Source organism: Pseudooceanicola spongiae (assembly GCF_014899185.1).
Lineage (GTDB): Bacteria > Pseudomonadota > Alphaproteobacteria > Rhodobacterales > Rhodobacteraceae > Pseudooceanicola > Pseudooceanicola spongiae.
Genome location: NZ_CP045201.1, coordinates 772,283 through 791,061, shown reverse-complemented (window position 1 = coordinate 791,061; position 18,779 = coordinate 772,283). Strand labels below are relative to the sequence as shown.

Annotated in this window: 16 protein-coding genes; 10 read left to right on the top strand and 6 right to left on the bottom strand. The window is 66.4% G+C overall.

The window, feature by feature from the left end; genetic code table 11:
- The first annotated feature begins 15 nt into the window (after positions 1–15).
- Complete coding sequence (locus F3W81_RS03705) at positions 16–2,319, top strand: mechanosensitive ion channel family protein (protein ID WP_193082319.1); 2,304 nt, start codon at positions 16–18, stop codon at positions 2,317–2,319.
- Positions 2,320–2,398: 79 nt separating this feature from the next.
- Positions 2,399–3,028: a class I SAM-dependent DNA methyltransferase gene (locus F3W81_RS03700; RefSeq protein WP_193082318.1), complete on the top strand. Its 630-nt coding sequence runs from the start codon at positions 2,399–2,401 to the stop codon at positions 3,026–3,028.
- Here the strand turns inward: F3W81_RS03700 and F3W81_RS03695 are convergent.
- The 3 genes from F3W81_RS03695 to F3W81_RS03685 form a co-directional block, all read right to left on the bottom strand.
- Positions 3,022–4,305, bottom strand: coding sequence for a TRAP transporter large permease (locus F3W81_RS03695; protein WP_193082317.1), 1,284 nt, complete (start codon positions 4,303–4,305; stop codon positions 3,022–3,024). The two genes, F3W81_RS03700 and F3W81_RS03695, sit on opposite strands and share 7 nt — an antisense overlap.
- Positions 4,298–4,816: a TRAP transporter small permease gene (locus F3W81_RS03690; RefSeq protein ID WP_193082316.1), complete on the bottom strand. Its 519-nt coding sequence runs from the start codon at positions 4,814–4,816 to the stop codon at positions 4,298–4,300. Before F3W81_RS03690 ends, F3W81_RS03695 begins: the two co-directional genes overlap by 8 nt.
- A gap of 72 nt (positions 4,817–4,888) precedes the next feature.
- On the bottom strand, positions 4,889–5,875 hold the full coding sequence (locus tag F3W81_RS03685) for a TRAP transporter substrate-binding protein (protein WP_193082315.1): 987 nt from the start codon (positions 5,873–5,875) through the stop codon (positions 4,889–4,891).
- 175 nt (positions 5,876–6,050) lie between these two features.
- Here F3W81_RS03685 and F3W81_RS03680 point away from each other — a divergent pair, with 175 nt between their 5' ends.
- The 8 genes from F3W81_RS03680 (at position 6,051) to F3W81_RS03645 (ending at position 14,623) form a co-directional block, all read left to right on the top strand.
- Complete coding sequence (locus F3W81_RS03680; protein ID WP_193082314.1) at positions 6,051–6,962, top strand: LysR substrate-binding domain-containing protein; 912 nt, start codon at positions 6,051–6,053, stop codon at positions 6,960–6,962.
- A gap of 168 nt (positions 6,963–7,130) precedes the next feature.
- The gene (locus F3W81_RS03675) at positions 7,131–8,735 is read left to right on the top strand and encodes an ABC transporter substrate-binding protein (RefSeq protein ID WP_193082313.1); all 1,605 of its coding nucleotides are present in this window, start codon (positions 7,131–7,133) and stop codon (positions 8,733–8,735) included.
- Positions 8,736–8,799: 64 nt separating this feature from the next.
- Positions 8,800–9,741, top strand: a complete 942-nt coding sequence (locus F3W81_RS03670) for an ABC transporter permease (protein ID WP_193082312.1) — start codon at positions 8,800–8,802, stop codon at positions 9,739–9,741.
- Positions 9,738–10,592 carry an ABC transporter permease gene (locus F3W81_RS03665; protein WP_193082311.1) on the top strand — a complete coding sequence of 285 codons (855 nt, stop codon included), beginning with the start codon at positions 9,738–9,740 and terminating at the stop codon, positions 10,590–10,592. Before F3W81_RS03670 ends, F3W81_RS03665 begins: the two co-directional genes overlap by 4 nt.
- Positions 10,589–11,611 carry an ABC transporter ATP-binding protein gene (locus tag F3W81_RS03660; protein WP_226941838.1) on the top strand — a complete coding sequence of 341 codons (1,023 nt, stop codon included), beginning with the start codon at positions 10,589–10,591 and terminating at the stop codon, positions 11,609–11,611. The genes F3W81_RS03665 and F3W81_RS03660 overlap by 4 nt, the downstream gene beginning before the upstream one ends.
- The gene (locus tag F3W81_RS03655) at positions 11,608–12,657 is read left to right on the top strand and encodes an ABC transporter ATP-binding protein (protein ID WP_193082310.1); all 1,050 of its coding nucleotides are present in this window, start codon (positions 11,608–11,610) and stop codon (positions 12,655–12,657) included. The genes F3W81_RS03660 and F3W81_RS03655 overlap by 4 nt, the downstream gene beginning before the upstream one ends.
- Positions 12,654–13,652 (top strand): succinylglutamate desuccinylase/aspartoacylase family protein, encoded by a 999-nt coding sequence (locus F3W81_RS03650; protein ID WP_193082309.1) that lies wholly within the window; start codon positions 12,654–12,656, stop codon positions 13,650–13,652. The genes F3W81_RS03655 and F3W81_RS03650 overlap by 4 nt, the downstream gene beginning before the upstream one ends.
- Positions 13,649–14,623: a peptidase C39 family protein gene (locus F3W81_RS03645; protein WP_193082308.1), complete on the top strand. Its 975-nt coding sequence runs from the start codon at positions 13,649–13,651 to the stop codon at positions 14,621–14,623. The genes F3W81_RS03650 and F3W81_RS03645 overlap by 4 nt, the downstream gene beginning before the upstream one ends.
- Before the next feature lie 43 nt (positions 14,624–14,666).
- On the opposite strand, the gene F3W81_RS03640 is transcribed toward F3W81_RS03645, so the two are convergent.
- From F3W81_RS03640 to F3W81_RS03630, 3 genes are all read right to left on the bottom strand, one after another.
- Positions 14,667–15,464: an undecaprenyl-diphosphate phosphatase gene (locus F3W81_RS03640; protein ID WP_193082307.1), complete on the bottom strand. Its 798-nt coding sequence runs from the start codon at positions 15,462–15,464 to the stop codon at positions 14,667–14,669.
- A 135-nt stretch (positions 15,465–15,599) separates the two neighbouring features.
- On the bottom strand, positions 15,600–16,580 hold the full coding sequence (locus F3W81_RS03635) for an FAD:protein FMN transferase (RefSeq protein WP_193082306.1): 981 nt from the start codon (positions 16,578–16,580) through the stop codon (positions 15,600–15,602).
- Positions 16,561–18,768, bottom strand: a complete 2,208-nt coding sequence (locus tag F3W81_RS03630) for a PepSY domain-containing protein (RefSeq protein ID WP_193082305.1) — start codon at positions 18,766–18,768, stop codon at positions 16,561–16,563. Before F3W81_RS03630 ends, F3W81_RS03635 begins: the two co-directional genes overlap by 20 nt.
- Positions 18,769–18,779 lie beyond the last annotated feature (11 nt).

Sequence of the window (18,779 nt, the reverse complement as noted above, 5' to 3'; positions counted from 1 at the left end):
GCAGCAGGAGAGAAAATGCGCGCTGTTCTTTTCCGTCTTGGCGCCTTTCTGGTATTGCTCGCCGGGCTCGCCACGGCTCCGGTTGCGGCGCAAACTGTCAATCTCACGACCTCCTCCCATGCCCAGGCAGCCCCTGAGCCGATCACCCTGCCCGATCCGCTGACACCGGAGTCGATCAATGCGCTGATCGCCCGCCTGTCGGACGCTGAAGTCCGCACATTGCTTCTGGAGCGTCTGGACGCTGTCGCCAGCGATCCAGCCAGCGCCGCCACCTCCCCCTATGAGAGCGTGAGTGCCCTCCTGGCGGAAACGATGCGGCGCATGTGGCAGTCGACGGTTTTCAACTTCACCCACCTGCCAGATTTTCTGGCGGCCGAAGGTGCGGTACTGCAGCGGTTTTCCGACCGCCTCGGGCCGGGTGGCGTGCGCCGCATGCTGATCGCGGCGACCCTCGCGATCGTGGTTGGCATGTTGGCAAGTAAAGCCATGCACTGGTTTGTCTTTCGCACCCCGAAGTCCCGCATGCAGCGCGAGCACAGCACAAACCTGATGCAAAGCCTGCGCTACGCCGCGTCCCGTATGCAATACGAAGTGATCGGCGCCCTCATATTCACGCTCTCGGCCTATGGCGTGCTGCAGCTTCTCAAGCCTGATGAGCGCGTGCCACTGGTCGCGCAGATCGTCTTCTGGATCGTGTTCGTGCCGCGATTTGCCATCATCCTGCTTCGGTTCTTTCTTGCGTCGACCCACCGTCAGCCGCCGCTGCTGACCGCCCCGGACCATATCATCAAGGTGATATACTGGAACTTCGTCGGCATCGCCTATGGCGTCGGCTTCACCTTCGCGATGTCCACCCTGAACCGCAGCTTTGGCGGTGCGCCCGGTTTCTGGCACTGGTTCAACGTGCTTTTCTTCGGATGGATGCTGCTGCTGTTCATCTATACCCGCAACGGCTGGCGCTCGATCATGGCGGGTGACAGACGAGAACTGACACGCTTCGATGCCTGGTCGATCCGCGCCTATCCCTACCTTGCCGTGGTCGCGATCATCGCAACCTACCTCTTTTGTGTCGGGGCCAACGTGATGAACGCCACCGGCGTTCTGGGGGGCGGTCGGCATTTCGTCAGCATGGTGATCGTGCTGGTCGCACCGCTGCTCGACACCCTGATCCATGCCATCGTGCGCCACTTCATGCCGGATATGGAGGGCGAAGGCCCGATGGCGCAACAGGCCTACCGGGCCAGCCGCCGCGCCTATATCCGCATTGGCCGCGTGCTGGTCTTTGGCGCCGTCATTCTGGCGACCGCCCGCCTCTGGCACATCACCGCCATCGGCATGGCCACCGCCGGGGTGGGCGAACCGCTCGCCAGCACGGTTGTCCGGGTCGCGCTGATCACCGTCTGCGGCTATCTGGTGTGGGAAGCCGTGCGCCTGCTGATCAACGTCCGCCTTGCGGGAGAGCAACCCGGCGAAGGCGACGCCGCCCATGCCTCTGAGGGCGAGGGCATGGGCGCGCCCGCGACAACCCGCCTCGGGACCATCCTGCCGCCGATCAGCGTGACGCTGCAGTTCTTTGTCCTCACCATGACGGTCCTGATGGTGCTCGCCAACCTCGGCGTCGATGTCACCGCGCTGCTGGCCGGTGCCGGGATCATCGGCATCGCCGTCGGCTTCGGCTCTCAGAAACTGGTCAGCGATGTGATTTCGGGGATGTTCTTCCTGATCGACGACGCCTTCCGGCTGAACGAATATGTCAATGCGGGCGGCTCCATCGGCACGGTCGACCGGATTTCCCTGCGCTCGCTGCGCCTGCGCGATGCCAAGGGCCCTGTGCTGATCGTGCCCTATTCCGAGATCAACACCGTGACCAACTATGGCCGCGACTGGGGCATCATGAAGCTGCGCTTTACCGTGCCCTTCGACACCGACGTCGAAAGGGTCCGCAAGATCTTCAAGAAGATCGGCCAGGAGATGCTGGACGACCCCGAGCTTGGTCAGGGCTTCATCGAACCGTTCAAGAGCCAGGGCGTCTATGAATACAACGACCACGGCATCGTCATCCGGGGCAAGTTCACCCACAAGCCCGGCGCGCAGTTCATGATCCGCAAGAAGGTCTACACCCGCGTCAAGGAAGAGTTTGAAAAGGCTGGCATCCAGTTCGCCCGCCGCGAGGTCAAGGTGAACCTTGAGGGCGCAGGCCGCGACACCCTCAGCGAGGAAGACAAGCACAAGATCAGCGCCGCCGCCGCCGAACACAGTGCCGAGGCCGACCGGCTTGAGGCTGCCAGCACAACCGGCACACCCCGCGACGACCGTTAAGCAGGCAGCGACCGGGCCAAAACCCGCAAACCTCAGGCAGACGTTTACAAGGGGCCCTCCCGGCCCCTAGGCTGCTTGCATGACAGACAAAACCGATCTTCAGGCCGCCTATCGACTGCGCACCCCCGACGACAGCAAGCGGCTCTATGCCGTCTGGGCGGATACCTATGACAGCAGCTTTGCCGCCGATATGGATTTCGCCCTGCCCGGCGCCGTGGCTAAAGCCTTCGCCGACGCCGGCGGGCGCGGCCCCGTCCTTGACCTCGGCGCAGGCACCGGCTTGTGCGGCGCGGCGCTGCGCGCGCTCAACATCACCCCGGTGGATGCCACCGACCTCTCGCCGGAAATGCTCGCCGTGGCACGGCGCAAAGACATCTACGCAACTCTGTTCGAGGGCAACCTGCTGGAGCGTTTGGCCGTCGACGATGGCACCTACGCCGGTGCCGTCTCAACCGGGACCTTCACCACAGGCCATGTCGGGCCCGAGGCGCTGGACGAGGTGGTGCGCATCCTCGCCCCCGGTGGCCTCGCGGTGATTTCGGTGCACGCCGAGCACTGGCAGGCGCAGGGCTTTGGCGACAAGCTCGACGCGCTTGGTGACGCGATCGACCAGCTCCAGATGCCCCTTGTACGCATCTATGGCGACAAGGGCCATGGCGCGCACAAGGATGACCTCTCGAAACTGCTGATGTTCCGCCGCGCTCAGTAACCGCTGATCCTTGGCAGCCATGTGCTCAGCAACGGCACGAAGGTCAGCAGCATCAGCACGATCAGGTTGGCCAGAAAGAACGGCGGCATCTCCCGCACCAGCGCCGCTGGCTTGAGGTTCGCCGCCGAGGAGACGACAAAGATCAGACTGCCCACCGGAGGCGTCGTCAGCCCCAGCGTCAGGTTCACGATCACAACGATGGCAAAGTGGTCCGGCGCAATCCCGAGGGCATGGCTGATCGGCGCTAGGATCGGCACCAGGATCATCACACCCGGCAGCGGGTCCATGAACAGCCCGAAGATCAGCATCAGCAGGTTGACCGCCAGCAGGAAGACGATGGGCGACAGATCCCAGCTGATGATGGTCTGCGCCAGAAACTGCGGCAGCCCCTCGATCACCAGCACCCAGGCAAAGGCCCGCGCCGCCCCGAGGATCAGCAGCACCGCAGCACTGATCAGCGCCGCCCGCAGGATGATCCCCGGCAGATCGCGCCAGTGCAGCGCCCGGTAGATCACCATGCCGCAGAACAGCGCATAGAACACCGCCATGACCGAGGCCTCGGTCGGCGTGAAGATCCCGCCCCGGATGCCGCCGACGATCAGCACGATCAGCCCAAGCGCCGGCAGCGCCTTGACGGTGGTGCGCAGCATCTCGGCCCGGTCGGGGCGCGGCGCGTCACTGCGGTAATCCCGCTTCCAGCTGACGACGCCATTCGCCACAAGATTGCCCAACCCCAGCAACAGCCCCGGGATCACGCCCGCCATGAAAAGCGAGCCGACCGAGACCGCCTCGTCCTGCAGTGCATAGATGATCATCACGATGGACGGCGGAATGATCGGCCCGATGACCGCGCTGGAAATCGTCAGCGCCCCGGCATAGGCGCGATCATACCCGCCCTTTTCCATCATCTTGATCATCATCGCGCCGGGGCCCGCTGCGTCGGCCAAAGCCGAGCCCGAGATCCCCGCGAACATCGTCGACGAGATTACATTGGCATAGCCCAGACCGCCGCGCAGATGCCCGACGAACTGCGAGGCAAAGCGCAGCAGCGTGTGGGTGATCGCGCCGCCGGTCATGATCTCGGCGGCCAGAATGAAGAACGGCACCGCCAGCAGCGGAAAGCTGTCGAGCCCCGAGAACATCTCCTTCACCACGACGATCTGCGGATAGGAACTGCCCAGACCAATCGCCACGAAGACCGAGATCGCCATGGCAAAGGCCACCGGCAGGCCCAGCACCATCAGCACGAACAGCGACGCAAAGAGGATCTCAACCATTGGCAGCACCCGAGATGGCGTTCACGTCGCCCTCTTCCTGTTTATACTGGCCCGCACGGATGAACGGCCCCACGATCAGCAGCAGATGCACGATCAGCAGGCTGAACCCGACCGGCATCGCGGCATAGACATAGAGAAACGACAGGCGCATCGCCGGGGTTTTCTGAAACCGGGCGCGGTCCATGTATTGCAGGCCGACATGCACCATGAAGGCAAAGAAGATCAGCAATATCAGCACGATGACAACGCGCAGGATCTGCTGACTGCGGGTGCTCAGCACATCATGCAGGTTGGTGATCGCCACATGGCCACCCCAGCGCAGCGCCAGCCCGGCCCCAACGAAGGTCATCCAGATCATCAGATAGCGCGCCGCCTCGTCCGCCCAGGGCAGCGAATGGTTGGTGGTATAGCGCAGTGCCACATTGGCCCCGACAATCAGCGCCATCGACGACAGCATCGCGATCACGACAGCTCCGTTCAGCGCCACGAATAAGCGTTCCAGCCTGCGCATCTTTCCTCCGGTAAAAAGCAAAAATTGGCCGGCGGCATCTGCCACCGGCCAATCAAGTGTGGGGTCAAAGGATTACTCGGTCGCCGAAATACGGTCGATCAGGTCCTTGCCGTAGATATCGTAGTACTCTTCATAGGCGCTCTCGACCGAGGCGCGGAAGGCCGCTTTCTGCTCCGCCGACAGGGTGTTCACTTCCATGCCGCGCTCTTTCAGCGTCTCGACGCCGCTGGTCTCGACATCGTCGACAAAGCCACGCATCGCAGCCGCACCTTGAACCGCGCCATCCATGAAGGCGGCCTTGTCCTCGTCCGACAGACCTTCCCAGAACGGTTTGGAGATCAACAGCATGGCGGGCGAATAGACGTGACCCGACAGCGTCAGATACTTCTGCACTTCGTTCAGCTTCGCCGACACGATCACCGACAGCGGGTTTTCCTGCCCGTCTATGGTGCCTTGCTGCAGCGCCCCGATCACCTCGGGCCAGGCCATCGGCGTCGGCGCCGCGCCAAGCGCGTTGAACGCCGCCAGGTGCACCGGGTTTTCCATCGTCCGCAGCTTCATGCCCGCCAGATCTTCGGGCGTTTCAATCGGGTTGCGGTTGTTGGTGATATGGCGAAAGCCCTGCTCGCCCCAGGCAACGGCGACCAGACCGGCATCGTCGAACTTGGCCAGGATCTCCTGCCCGATCGGGCCATCCAGCACATGACGCGCATGCTCCAAACTACGGAACAGGAACGGAATATCGGTGACGCCAGTGTCGGGGACAAAGTTGCTGAGCGTCCCGGTCGACACGATCGTCGCCTCGACAGTGCCCAGTTGCAGCCCCTCGATCACCTCACGCTCGCCACCAAGGGCTGACGAGGGGAAATGCCGGAACGTGAACTTGCCGTCGGTCTCTGCCTCGACCGTATCCTGCCACTTCTGCGCCGCCACACCATAGTGCGAGTCCGGCGCCAGTGCGTAGGCGATCTTCACTTCGGTCTGGGCAAAAGCGGCCCCTGCGGCCAGCGTGGCGATCCCTGCAAGCAAAGCGGCGCTGTGCATTTTAGTCAAAAACATCGAATGTCCTCCCTCATTGACATCTTGGTCCGGCGAATTGCTATCGTGTGGTCCGAAGAATGGCAATGACAAGAGTGTGATCAGCCCGTGCCGCGCGCCGCCGTCCCGCTCAACATTCCCTTGCACCGGGCCGGGCGAAATGGTCGTCTTTTTCCAGTCTTGCAAAGGAGGCCCCATGCGCCGCGTTCTGCCCTCGCTGCCCTCTCTCACCGTGTTCGAAGCTTCGGCGCGCCATGGCAGTTTCACCCGCGCGGGCGAAGAACTGAACATGAGCCAGTCTGCCGTGTCCAAGCGCATCGCCGGGCTGGAAAGCTGGTTGGGCACGCAGCTTTTCGAACGCGTCCGCCAGCGTATCGTGCTCACCGAGGCAGGCGCGCATTACCTGAGCCGTATCCGCGAAGCACTTGAAATCATGGAGGAAGCGACGATGGAGACGCTGTCCTTCCGGCCCGGTGGCGTCACGCTGAACATCGCAACCCTGCCCTCGTTCGGCAATCACTGGCTGCTGCCGCGCATGGCGGGCTTCACTGCCCTCCATCCAGACATTTCGCTGAACGTCACCTCGCGGCAGTGGCCCTTCGACATGATGCAGGAAAACATCGATGCGGCGATCTTCTACGCCGAAGCCTCCTGGCCCGGCGGCCCCTCCGACCGTCTGTTCGGAGAGGAGATGACGCCTGTCTGCGCCCCCGGCCTTATTGCGGCCGAGGATACCGCCGCCCTGGACCTGCTGCCCCTGCTGCATCACCGCGCCCGGCCCCGCGACTGGAAACACTGGCTGGAGGCGGGCGATCTGAACAGCACCGACGCCTTTCGCGGCAGCCGTTTCGACACCTTCGACATGATCATCCGCGGCGCGCGCCATGGCCTTGGCGTCGGTCTGGTGCCCAGTTTCATGGCACAGGAACACATCGACGCCCGGGAGCTGGACCGCCCGTTTCAGCGCGCCATGCCGACCCCGGGGTCGTACTTTCTGGTCCATCCCGAACGCAAGATCGAGATGCCCGCTCTGGCCGCCCTGCGCCGCTGGATGCTGGAGGAGGCGAAGACCGCGCAGGGCCCCGAAGTTCATTCCCCAAAGGAATGAATTCACGCCCATTCGTCGTTTTGCCGCGCTGCAGAACGCGCCTATCGTGGTCTCAATAAAAGCAAACAAATGCCAAGCGGCGCGTCGCAGATACCGCCCCTCCTGATGACCTGCCGGACTGGGAGGGGTGCGCACTGCGGTCAAGCCACCTTCAACAGGAGTCCCCCTATGCCACGTCCGTCCTCTTTCCCGCCCCCCGTCACCCTGTCGCGCCTCGCCGGCACGCTGCTGCTGAGCTGCATTGCCACCTCGGCGCTCGCCCAGCAGGCCGGCGTCGTCACCCTCGGGCGCACCTACGACGCCGACCGCTATGATCCGCAGCGCTCCAGCTCTCTCGCTGCCGCCGAGGTGCTCTATATGGTGGGCGACACGCTGGTGACCCTCAGCGATGATCTCAAGTCCGTGGAGCCCGCACTGGCCGAACGCTGGGAGGTTTCCGAGGACGGCCTGACCTATACGTTCCACCTCAAGCCCGGCGTCACCTATTGCGACGGCAAGGCGCTCACGGCGCAGGATGTCGTCGGCTCGATGCAGCGCTGGCTGACACCCGATGGCCCCTATGTCAGCACCTGGAAGGCCGGCATGGTCGACAGCGTCACCGCCCCGGACGACAGCACCGTGGTCTATAAACTGAGCGCCCCCAGCTCGGGCCTGCTGTTCCAGATGGCGCAGTTCAACTTCATCATCATCGATCCCGCTGAGGCCGAGGCTCTGGGGGATGATTTCGGCGTCACCGCCTTCAACGGCACCGGCGCGTTCTGTTTCGACAGCTGGCAGCCCAACGACGCCGTCGTGCTGACCCGTCATGACGGTTATGACTGGGGATCGCCCGCGCTTGGCAACAGCGGCCCTGCCAGGGTCGACAAGGTCGTCTGGAAGATCATTCCCGAGGAATCGACCCTCGTCGCCAGCCTGCAGGCGGGCGAAATCGACGCCACCTATTCCCTGCCCTCATGGTCCATCGCCCAGCTGGAGGCCGACCCCTCGATCCAGTTGGCGCAGCCTGCCGCCAGTTTCCGCACCCACTACGTCGGCATGAAAACCTCGCGTCCCAACATGGGCGACGTGCATGTGCGCGAGGCGATCAGTCACGCCATCGACCAGTCCGCCATTGCCGATGCCATCTTCTTCGGCACCGTCGATGCGGCGGACTCTTACTATTCCGAAGCCGCGCTGGATTACGATCCGACCACCGACACCAGCCCCTTCACCTTTGATCCCGACAAGACCCGCACCCTGCTGGAAGGCGCAGGCTTCACCATGGGCTCAGACGGTTTCTGGCAGAAGGACGGCACGCCCCTGACGCTGACCTACTACGGTTTCAACAGCGCCCGCGAACAGGCCGAGGCGATCCAGGGGGATCTGCGCAAGGTCGGCATCGACCTCAAGGTCGAGCTGTTCGATTCCACCGCGATCTGGGCCAAGCTGCGCGAGGAAAGCTATGACCTGTTCCAGATGGATTACCCCTATCTGAACGCGGGCGATGCGCTGAACCTCTACTTCAGCTCCGCCTCCATTCCCTCGCCGAACCGGATGATGTGGAACGACCCCGAAACCGACCGTCTGCTTGAGGCGGGCAATACCGCCACGACGGATGCGGCGCGCTCCGCCGCCTTCATGGCCCTCGGCAAGCACCTGCACGAAGCCGTCCTGTGGAAACCCCTGCTGCTGGAGACACCAACCGTCGCATTCGGGCCACGCATCGCGCCCTTCTCGCCCGCCGGGATCTCGGGTGCCGCGTTCGGCACGGGCCTGTCGCTGGCGCTGAAGTGAATCGGCTTACCCGCAACCGCCCTGCCTGCCGCGCGCTGGCAGGGCGCCTCGGGACCAGACCCGCATGATGGTTCGTCTCTTGCGCCGCGCCGCCGTCTCTCTTGTCGTTCTGACCGGCGTTCTGCTGATCGGCTTCCTGATGCTGCAGGTGATCCCCGCCGATCCCGCTGTCGCCATCGCCGGCCCGCAGGGCACCGAGGCCGAGATCGAGGCAATCCGCCGTCACCTCGGGCTGGATCAGCCGCTGATCGTGCAGTTCCTCTACTATCTGCAGCGGGTGCTCTCCGGTGATATGGGCCACTCCGTCATCAACAACGCCTCCGTCAGCGCCGAGCTGTTGCGCGCCATCGGCCCCACGGTTGAGCTGATGTGCGCCGCCATGCTCTGGGCGGTGCCGACGGCTCTGGCGCTTGGCATACTCGCGGCGCTCAGGCGCGGCGGGATCATCGACCGGATGGTGATGACACTGGCCGTGATGGGCGTGTCTATCCCGGTGTTCTGGGTCGGCCTGCTGATGATCCAGTTTGCCGTGCGCACCCGCGCCTTTCCGATCCAGGGGCGCGGAGGTCCGCTCTGGACACTGGACGGGCTCAGCCACATCGCCCTGCCCGCGACCGCCCTCGGGCTGATCCTCATCGGACCCATCGCGCGGATGACCCGCACCACCCTGTCGGATGCCCTGCATGCCGATCACGTCCGCACCGCCCGCGCCAAGGGTGCCTCAGAAACCCGCGTCGTGCTGAACCACGCATTGCGCACCGCCATCCTGCCGGTGATCACGCTGATCGGGTTGCAGATCGGCTCTCTCATGGGCGGCGCTGTCGTCACCGAGACGATCTTTTCCTGGCCCGGGGTCGGGCGTCTGGCGGTCGGCGCGATCATCGCCGGGGACTATCCGATGGCACAGGGCGCGATCATCTTCCTCGCCTCGGCCTTCATCATCGTCAATGTCGCCGTCGACCTGCTGAACGAACTTGCCGACCCCAGACTGGGAGCCCGCACATGAGCGACACCCTCACCCTGCCGCGCCGCCCCCGACGGCTTCCCCCCCGACTGCGGCGCAACCCCATGGCCGCCCTCGCCCTCGGCCTGCTGCTCGCCATTGCGCTGGCCGCAATCTTCGCGCCGCTGCTGACGTCCTTCGATCCCTACGAAACCGCCCTGCGCCAGCGCCTGCAAGGCCCCGGCAACGGCCATCTGCTGGGCACCGACAGTCAGGGGCGCGACATGCTGACCCGCCTGCTCTACGGCGCGCGCACCACCCTGATGATCGGCTGCGCGGGAACCGCTTTTGGCGCGCTGCTGGGCGGCAGCATTGGCCTGTGCGCTGCGTTCTACCGCAAACTCGACGGCGTGCTGATGCGCCTGGTCGATGTGCTACTGTCGTTCCCTTCGATCCTGTTCGGCCTGTCACTTGCGGCGATCCTGGGGCCGGGTCTCGACAGCCTCATCCTCGCCGTCGGCCTGTCGGTCATGCCCGGCATCGCAAGGATTTCGCGCGGCGCAGCCCTGTCGGTGATGACACAGGACTATATCGAGAGCGGCCGCGCCATCGGCCTGCCCGATCACCGCCTGCTGACGCGTTACCTGCTGGCCAATGCCTATCCACCGATCCTGACCTATACGACGCTGGCCTTTGGTGATGCGATCCTGCTGGCCGCGACCCTGGGATTTCTCGGTCTGGGCCTGCAACCGCCCACGGCCGAGCTGGGCGGTATTGCCGCCGAAGGGCGCGCCTTCCTGTTCATCGCGCCGCATGTCTCGACCGCGGCCTCGCTGCTGATCTTCGCGATCGTGCTGTCGTTCAACCTGCTCGGCGATGCCCTGCGCGACGCCGGTGATCGGAGGGCGCAATGAAGATGCAGAGCCTGCCGGCCCCCCAGACCACCGCGCCCCTGCTGCGCGTCGACAACCTGTCGGTCAGCTTTCGCACCGATCACGGGCCCTTGCCCGCCCTGCAGGGCGTCAGTCTCGGCGTCAGCCCGGGCGAAACGCTGGCGGTCGTGGGCGAAAGCGGCTCGGGCAAATCCGTCCTGTCACTGGCGCTGATGAACCTGCTGCCACCCACGGCCACGATGACCGCCGACCACCTCAGCTTTGACGGCAGGGATCTGGCCAGCCTCGGCCAGCGCGACAAGCGCGCCCTGCGGGGGCGCGACATGGCGATGATCTTTCAGGAGCCCGCGACCGCCCTCAACCCCGTGCAGCGCATCGGCGATCAGCTGGTCGAGGCGATCCTGCTGCACGATGACATGCCCCGCGTGCGGGCCCATACCCGCGCGGTCGAGGCTCTGGCCGCCACCGGCATCCCCTCGCCGGACGTGCGCGCCCGCGCCTATCCGCATCAGCTGTCGGGGGGGATGCGCCAGCGGGCGCTGATCGCCATGGCGCTGATCCACCGCCCCCGCTTGCTCATCGCAGACGAACCGACCACCGCGCTCGACGTCACCGTGCAGGCGCAGATCCTCGACCTGATCCGCGATCTCGCGCGTGAGGTGGGCACGGCGACGATCTTCATCACCCATGACATGGGCGTCGTCGCCGAAATGGCCGACCGCGTGGCCGTGCTCTATGCCGGGCGGATGGTCGAGATGGCCTCGGCCGCTGACCTCTTCGACAGCCCCGAACATCCCTATACGCTCGGTCTGCTCGGCTCGATGCCCCAGCTCAGCCAGCGCGGCGCGCCGATGCTGCCGATCACAGGCACCGTCCCCGATCCGCGCCACATGCCACCGGGATGCCACTTTCATACCCGCTGCCCCTTCGCCAATGGCACATGCGAAACCGTCCGGCCCCAGCTCCGCCGCCTCGGGCCCGCGCGTCTCACCGCCTGCCATTACGCGCCGCTGCTGGAAACTCTGGGAGCCCGCACATGAGCCTTCTGCACCTCACCCACCTCAGCAAGGACTTCCGCCTGAAGGGCAGCGCCTTTGGCAAACCGCTGGTGCTGCGCGCGCTGGACGACATCACCCTGACGATCCACAAGGGCGAAACGCTGGCGCTGGTCGGGGAATCCGGCTGTGGCAAGTCCACTCTGGGATGGATCGTTGCCGGGCTGCACAAGGCCACCTCCGGCCAGATGCAGGTCAACGGCCAGACCGCCCAGACGGGCAAGGCCCGCGCCCGCCAGATCCAGATCGTGTTTCAGGACCCCTTCGGCTCGCTGAACCCCACGATGACCGTCGGTGCCCTGATCACCGAGCCGATCCTGCTGCATGATCTCGCGCCGCGTGCCGCCATCCCGGCCCGCCTCGACAGTCTGCTGAGCCTCGTCGGCCTGCGCCCCGAGATCGGCAGACGCTATCCCCATGAACTCTCCGGCGGCCAGCGCCAGCGTGTCGCCCTTGCCCGCGCCCTCGCGGTCGAACCCGAACTGATCGTCTGTGACGAGGCGGTCTCGGCGCTCGATGTCTCGGTGCAGGCGCAGATCGCCAACCTGCTGCAGGAGATTCAGGCCAAGACAGGTGTCGCCCTGCTGTTCATCTCGCACGGGCTGTCGCTGGTGCGTCATATCTCGCACCGCGTCGCCGTCATGTATCTGGGCCGCATTGTCGAGGAAGGCCCCACCGAACAGGTCTTCGCCAGCCCGCGCCACCCCTATACCCGCGCCCTGATCGCCGCCACGCTGGAGCCTTTGCCCGCTGCCAGCCGCCCCCGGATGAAACTGACCGGAGAGGTGCCCAGCCCGCTTGCCCCACCCTCCGGCTGCACCTTCCGCACCCGCTGCCCGCAGGCTCAGGCCATCTGCGCGACGGATAAACCACCGCACGACGCCAAACCCCACGCCGTCGCCTGCTGGCGCAGCGATGACCTGCCCGCTTTCGTTCCCACCACACTCACACCCCCTGCGCGGATGCTGGCGGCTCTGCAGCTCTACCGGGCCGCCGCCGCGCGCCGCGCCACCGAGGATACCCTGACGTGACCCCCTCTGCGATCTGGACCACCGTCGACTACGACGCCACAGGCTATCAGACCGGCGATCTGTGCCTGCCCCATTCCGTGCACCGTTCGGCCTACGGCGTACTGACGATCCCCATCGCCGTGCTGTCTGGCGGCCCCGGCCCCACCGTCCTGCTGACCGGCGGCACCCATGGCGATGAATATGAAGGTCCCGTCGCCATCCGCAAACTGCTGGCCAGCCTGACCCCGGCCGAGGTGCGCGGCCGCATCATCGCCCTGCCGATGCTGAACGCGCCCGCCTTTCGCGCCGGTCTGCGCACCTCGCCCGAGGATGGAGGCAACCTCAACCGCGCCTTCCCCGGCGATCCGCTTGGCGGGCCAACCGCTGCGATCGCGCACTACCTCTCCTCGGTGCTGCTGCCCATGGCAGACTACTTTCACGACATCCACGCCGGCGGCTCGTCCCTGCAATATCTGCCCTTCGTCTCGACCCGGCGCAGTGGCGTGGCAGACGTCGACGACACCGCCCTCGCCTCCGCCCGCGCCTTCGGGGCCGAACGGATCGTCATCTGGGACTACTCCCCCGATCCCCGCCTCTCGACCTCCGAAGCGAACCGCCAGCAGGTCGTCTCGCTCGGCGGAGAGTTCGGCGGCGGCGGCTCGGTCTCCCGCTCCGGCATCGCGCTGGTAGAGGATGGATTGCGCCGGCTTCTGGCGCATTGGGGACTGATCGATGCGGCCCTGCCTGCGCGCGCCCCCGCCACCGAATACCGCATCATGGGGCGCGATCACTACGTCTACGCCAGCCGCGCGGGCATCTTCGAACCCGCCGTTGATCTGGGCGATGGCGTCGACACCGGCCATCTCTGCGGCGCGATCTGGAGCACCGAGGACCTTGCCGACGCCCCGCACCCGCACTATTTCGCCCGCCCCGGCACCGTCTTCTGCCTGCGCCATCCCGGCCTTGTCGTACGCGGAGACTGCATCGCCCATCTCGCCACGGAGGTCACGCAATGACCCGGACACGCGACACCGAACCCCACCGTATCAGCTGCGCCGACCTGCCCGCCGGGGCCGCCCCGACCGAGCACGAGAAGGCCGCGCATATCCTCGCCGTCGGCCTTGGCGATCCGGTGTCGGCCTATGCCGTGTTCCGGCAAAGGCGCACGTCTCAGATGCTGCTGCTTGTCGGCTGGCACTGCGCCGAGGCGGATCGCCCCGCCCTCGCCGCCGCTGTCATGGCCTTCGCCGCCGCGCGCAAGGCCCGCCTGATCCGCGCCACGCCCGACTGGCCGGAGGCGATCCGCGCCCTGCACCTTGCCGACACCGGGCGCGGCTATGCCCAGCACTGGATCGGCCCAGCAATCACCAGCCCGCATGACACCGGCCAGTTCACCCAGACCACGGGGTTCACCTGTGGCCCCGTCGCCCTCGCCATGGCGCTGGAGCGCACTGTCAGCCGCAGCACCGAAATCGCCCTCTGGCGCGAAGCCACGACCCTGATCGGGCTGAACGGCCCGGGCGGCTGCGATCCCTACGGCGTCGCGCTGGCCGCCGCCCGGCGCGGTCTGACTGTCGAGGTCTGGTTCGATAGCGACACCGCCATCCTGCTGGACCGTGGCAACAGTGCCGAAAAGCAGGAGCTGATGCGCTTTGTGCAGGCCGAATTTCGCGCCGAAGCCCGCCGCACCCTGCGCGTCCACCCACAGGCGCTGACCGGCGCAGAGCTGACCCGCCTGATCCGGGAGGGCGCGCAGGTCATCCTGCTGATCGACCAGTGCCACACCCACGCCGAGCATGCGCCGCACTGGGTGCTGGTGCACGCCGAAGACAACGGCAGCGTGTTGCTCAATGATCCCTGGGCCGAACCCGACGATGCCGAGACCCTCGCGGATGTCGATTGCATCCCGGTTGATCTGGGCACCCTCATGCGTATGGCGGCCTACGGCGACCCGGCCTATCACGCTGCCATCGTCCTGCGGAGATAGCCCCGGCGCGTCTCGGGGGCCGTCCTGCGACAGCCCCCATCGGTCAGGCCAGAAAGCCCGCCGAAGCTGCGGCCAGCAAAGCGCCACCGAACAGGATCCGGTAGATCGCGAAGGCCGTGAAGCGGTGCGTCTGGATGAACCCCAGCAGCCATTTCACCGCGATGAAGGCCGTGATGGTGGAAAACACGAAGGCCACGCCGAGCGCTGTCCAGTCTTCCTCGATGCCGCCGCCATCCTTGAACTGCGACAACAGCTCATAGCCGCTGGCGGCATACATCGTCGGGATGCCGACCAGAAAGGCGAACTCGGTCGCCGCCGCCCGGTTTGACAGCCCGAACAGCATCGCCACAAAGATCGTGGTGGCCGAGCGCGAGGTGCCCGGAAAAACCCCCGCCACGATCTGCCCCAGACCCACCGCAATCGCCACCGTCAGCGTCACCTTCGTGCGGTCCGGCAGCTTGGCGGCAAAGGCCTCGGCCGCGAGCATCCAGAAGCCCCCGATGACCAGCGCCCAGGCCACCGGCGTGATCTCGGTCGGCAGCTCGAAGCCCAGCTTCTTGACGATCAGCCCCAGCACGCCGGTGATTCCGAAGGCGATCAGGATCTTGCCCAGATAGGCCCGCGCCTCGGGGTCGTTCCAGCCGGTCAGCAGGCTGACGATGCGGCGCCAGTAGATCAGCGTCACCGCCAGAATGGCGCCCGCCTGAATGACCACGTTGAAGGTCTCGGAGCGCCCGCCCAGCCAGTGTTCGGCAATGATCAGGTGCCCGGTGGAGGAGATCGGAAGAAATTCCGTGATCCCCTCGATGATGCCGAGGATTGCGGCGTTAATGAAATCCATTGTCGATATTCCTATGTGATACGAGCTGCACGAACAACCGGGCACCGCCCGGAGTGATTGACTGCGCCGCGCGCCTGTGCGCAACCGCAAATTGGAAGCTGGCGCGCTGGTTTTTGCCGATACCGCAACGCCGCCTCATATCGTCTCATCTGCCGGGACCTGCGCCTCAAACAACGCCCCGATGCCAAGCGCACTGACCCCGCCTGTGGCCTCTGGCGACGCCTCGCGCAGCAGGAACAGCGCGCTGAGGCCATGGCGGCGCACTACCTTGGCCCCGGCGTGCGGCCCCAGCACCATCAGCGCACTGGCCCAGGCATCGGCCTCGGCGCAGCTGCGCGCGATCACGCTGACAGAGGCAGGCGGGCGCTGTAGTGGCGCGCCCCGAACCGGGTCCATCGTGTGCGACAGACGCTGCCCCGCCACCTCGACCCAATGACGATAATCGCCCGAGGTCGCGACGGCGGCATCCTGCAGCACCAGCACCGAATGGGCGGCACGGCGCGCGATCTCCGGCGCCTCCACCGCGACGCTCCAGGCGGTGCCGTCCGGCTTGGCCCCGAGCGCGCGCATCTCGCCGTCGATCCCGACCAGAGCGTCCCTGACCCCGAAATCCATCAGCACCTCCGCCAGCCGGTCAGTGCCATAGCCCTTGGCAATGCCGTTCAGATCCAGCGTCACGGCAGCCGATTTGCGCACCCGTCCCGCGTCCAGCTCCAGCGCCCCGGCGGCGCGCCCCCGGCCCGCCATCGCCACGCCGATCGCCGCAGCGGAGGCCGCCTCGGCGCCAAAGCCCCAGGCCGTCACCGCGTCGCCCATCCCGATGTCGAACGCCCCGCCCGAGGCCGCGCCGATCGCCAGCCCCAGCTCCAGCACCGCAAACAGCCGCTCCGGCACTGGGCACCACAGACCAATCGGCGCGGCGTTCAGGCGCATCAGATCACTGCCCGTGTTCCAGGTCGACATCTGCGCATCGACCTGCGCCACCGCCGCCTGCAAGGCGCGCTCCACAACCTGCGCGTCGACTTCATGGGGCGCGAAAAACTGCGCCGACCAGCGCGTGCCCATCGTCGCCCCGCTCAGCACATGGCGCACCGGATCAGTAGACATCTTCGACATACCGCCCCTCCGCCTTCAGCGTGCTCAGCTCCAGCCCCAGCGGCGTCAGGATATCGGCCAGCGCCTCGGCCACGCCCGCCGCCATCTCGCGCCCGCCACAGACCATGATCCGCGCCCCCGCCTGCATTGACGTGACCACCTCCGCCCGCTCGGCGCGCAACCGGTCCTGCACATATGAGGGGTGCGCCCCGCGCGACACCGCCGTGCTGAGGGTCGTCAGATGGCCCGCGCCCCGCCACAAGGCCAGCTCCGCGTCATAGAGAAAATCGCTGCCCGGGTCGCGCATCCCGAAGAACAGATGCACCGGACGTTTGAGCCAGTTGTCACGGATGATCCCGGCCAGCGGCCCGATGCCGGTTCCCGCCCCGATCAGGATCAGCGGCGCCGTCCCCGCCCCGGCATGAAACGCCGCATTGCGCCGCACGAATCCCTGCACGCTGTCGCCCGGCACCATCTGCATCAGCTGGCCCGAACACAGCCCGCCCGGATGCAGACGCACGACAATCTCGACAAACCCCTCGCCCTGCCCAGAAGCCAGCGAATAGAGCCGCGGCACGGCCGATCCCTCCGGCACGATGCCGATCAGATCGCCCGCCTGATACCGCCCGAAGCCGCGCCCCGTGATCCGCTGCCACAGCGACACCCGGGGCCGCGCAAACCGCAGGATCGCCGTCGGCGCCTGCACCGCCACGCCGTAGTCGCGCCGCGAGATCAGCCTCAGCACATGGCTCGGCGGGCGTACCGGTTCATAAACCAGCTCCAGTTCGCCCCCCATCGCCGCGCCAAGCGCACGGCCCCACCGCGCGATCTGCTGCGGCGATTGCCGGTCGATGGTGGTCAGCGGCAGCAGGCTCTGCCAGCCCCGCGCCTCTGCCGCGCGTGCCAGCGCCTGCGCGTAACCGCAAAACGCCGGAAAGCAGCGATCGCCAAGGCCCAGCACTGCCATCGGCACCCCCTGCAAGGCCGCGCTTTTGCCCAACCGGCCGAGAAACCCCTTCGCCGAGGCCGGGGCGTCGCCGTCGCCATAGGTGGCGCTCAGCACGATGATCCGCTGCGCCCGAGCGTAGCGCTCCGGCGCAAAGGCCGACATCGGCGCGACATGCACGCTCTGACCCTGCCCGCTCAGCGCCTTGTGCAGGGTCGCGGCCAGCGCCCATGTGGTGCCGCCCTCACTGCCAACCAGCACGATCGTTTCGGCGTCGCGGGCGGCGTGATTGCCATGGATGCGCACCCGGCCCCGCCGCCCGGCCAGCCAGATCAGCACGCCCGTCACCGCCAATGCCGGCACGCCGAGCGCCATCAGACCCAGCAGCACCCCCAGCAACGCCGCGCCCTGCCCGGTGTGCAGCATATACACCGTCTCCGAGATCCTCTGCCCGACCCCGGCCTGCGCCCAGCTCAGCCGCTCTCCCGTGCCCTGATCGATATAGCCGGTGCCTTCGGAGGTGGTCAGCGTGTAGACATCCGTCGCGTCCCCCGCATAGGGAAAGCTCAGCGCGCGCAACGCCGCCACCGGCACATCGCGCAAGCCTGCCATATCGGCCAGCGGCGCGCCCATCTCGCCACTCACGGCGGCCGGAAAAGCCGCGACCGCCTCGGCGTCTGGCAACAGATCAAAGGTCGAGGCCGTCATCCAAAGGGCCGTCAGCGCCGACAGCCCCAGTCCCAGCACCGCAATCCGCGCAATCTCGACATGCAGCCGCCCCGCCAGCGGCCCGCGCAACCGCGTGAACCAGCGCCGTGCCCCCCCGACGCGGCGCAGCACCAGAGCCACGCCCGACACAGCCAGCCCCAGCATCGCGAGCGCCCCAAGCGCCATGGTGATACGCCCGCCATCGCCCAGAAACAGCGACCGGTGCAGATTGGTCAGCCAGCGCTCAACCGGGCTCGGATCAGCCGAAGCAACGGCCTGCCCGCTCGCCGGATCGACCACCGCCGCGCCGGGCGTGCCATCCTCAAACCAATAGGCGGTGATCTGCCCCGAGGGCGCACGCTTGATCTGCTCGACCCCGGGATAGACGCTCTGGATACGACTGGCGAGCGTGGCCACGCTCAGCCCCGCCTCAACCGGCACGGCGCTCAAGCGGCCGATGGCGGGAAACAGCGACAGCGCCGCGCCGCTCAGCGTCAGCACGATCAGCAGAGCCAGCGCCACAAGGCCCGGCCAACGATGCAGCTTGCGGATCATCTCGCCTCGCC

What these genes read in the sequence shown, in the direction of transcription:
- F3W81_RS03700 (WP_193082318.1), top strand. Translation starts at nt 2,399, where the DNA reads ATGACAGACAAAACCGATCTTCAGGCCGCCTATCGACTGCGCACCCCC.
- F3W81_RS03670 (WP_193082312.1), top strand. Translation starts at nt 8,800, where the DNA reads ATGATGGTTCGTCTCTTGCGCCGCGCCGCCGTCTCTCTTGTCGTTCTG.
- F3W81_RS03705 (WP_193082319.1), top strand. Translation starts at nt 16, where the DNA reads ATGCGCGCTGTTCTTTTCCGTCTTGGCGCCTTTCTGGTATTGCTCGCC.
- F3W81_RS03660 (WP_226941838.1), top strand. Translation starts at nt 10,589, where the DNA reads ATGAAGATGCAGAGCCTGCCGGCCCCCCAGACCACCGCGCCCCTGCTG.
- F3W81_RS03665 (WP_193082311.1), top strand. Translation starts at nt 9,738, where the DNA reads ATGAGCGACACCCTCACCCTGCCGCGCCGCCCCCGACGGCTTCCCCCC.
- F3W81_RS03640 (WP_193082307.1), bottom strand. Translation starts at nt 15,464, where the DNA reads ATGGATTTCATTAACGCCGCAATCCTCGGCATCATCGAGGGGATCACG.
- F3W81_RS03645 (WP_193082308.1), top strand. Translation starts at nt 13,649, where the DNA reads ATGACCCGGACACGCGACACCGAACCCCACCGTATCAGCTGCGCCGAC.
- F3W81_RS03675 (WP_193082313.1), top strand. Translation starts at nt 7,131, where the DNA reads ATGCCACGTCCGTCCTCTTTCCCGCCCCCCGTCACCCTGTCGCGCCTC.
- F3W81_RS03680 (WP_193082314.1), top strand. Translation starts at nt 6,051, where the DNA reads ATGCGCCGCGTTCTGCCCTCGCTGCCCTCTCTCACCGTGTTCGAAGCT.
- F3W81_RS03655 (WP_193082310.1), top strand. Translation starts at nt 11,608, where the DNA reads ATGAGCCTTCTGCACCTCACCCACCTCAGCAAGGACTTCCGCCTGAAG.
- F3W81_RS03630 (WP_193082305.1), bottom strand. Translation starts at nt 18,768, where the DNA reads ATGATCCGCAAGCTGCATCGTTGGCCGGGCCTTGTGGCGCTGGCTCTG.
- F3W81_RS03690 (WP_193082316.1), bottom strand. Translation starts at nt 4,816, where the DNA reads ATGCGCAGGCTGGAACGCTTATTCGTGGCGCTGAACGGAGCTGTCGTG.
- F3W81_RS03695 (WP_193082317.1), bottom strand. Translation starts at nt 4,305, where the DNA reads ATGGTTGAGATCCTCTTTGCGTCGCTGTTCGTGCTGATGGTGCTGGGC.
- F3W81_RS03685 (WP_193082315.1), bottom strand. Translation starts at nt 5,875, where the DNA reads ATGTTTTTGACTAAAATGCACAGCGCCGCTTTGCTTGCAGGGATCGCC.
- F3W81_RS03635 (WP_193082306.1), bottom strand. Translation starts at nt 16,580, where the DNA reads ATGTCGAAGATGTCTACTGATCCGGTGCGCCATGTGCTGAGCGGGGCG.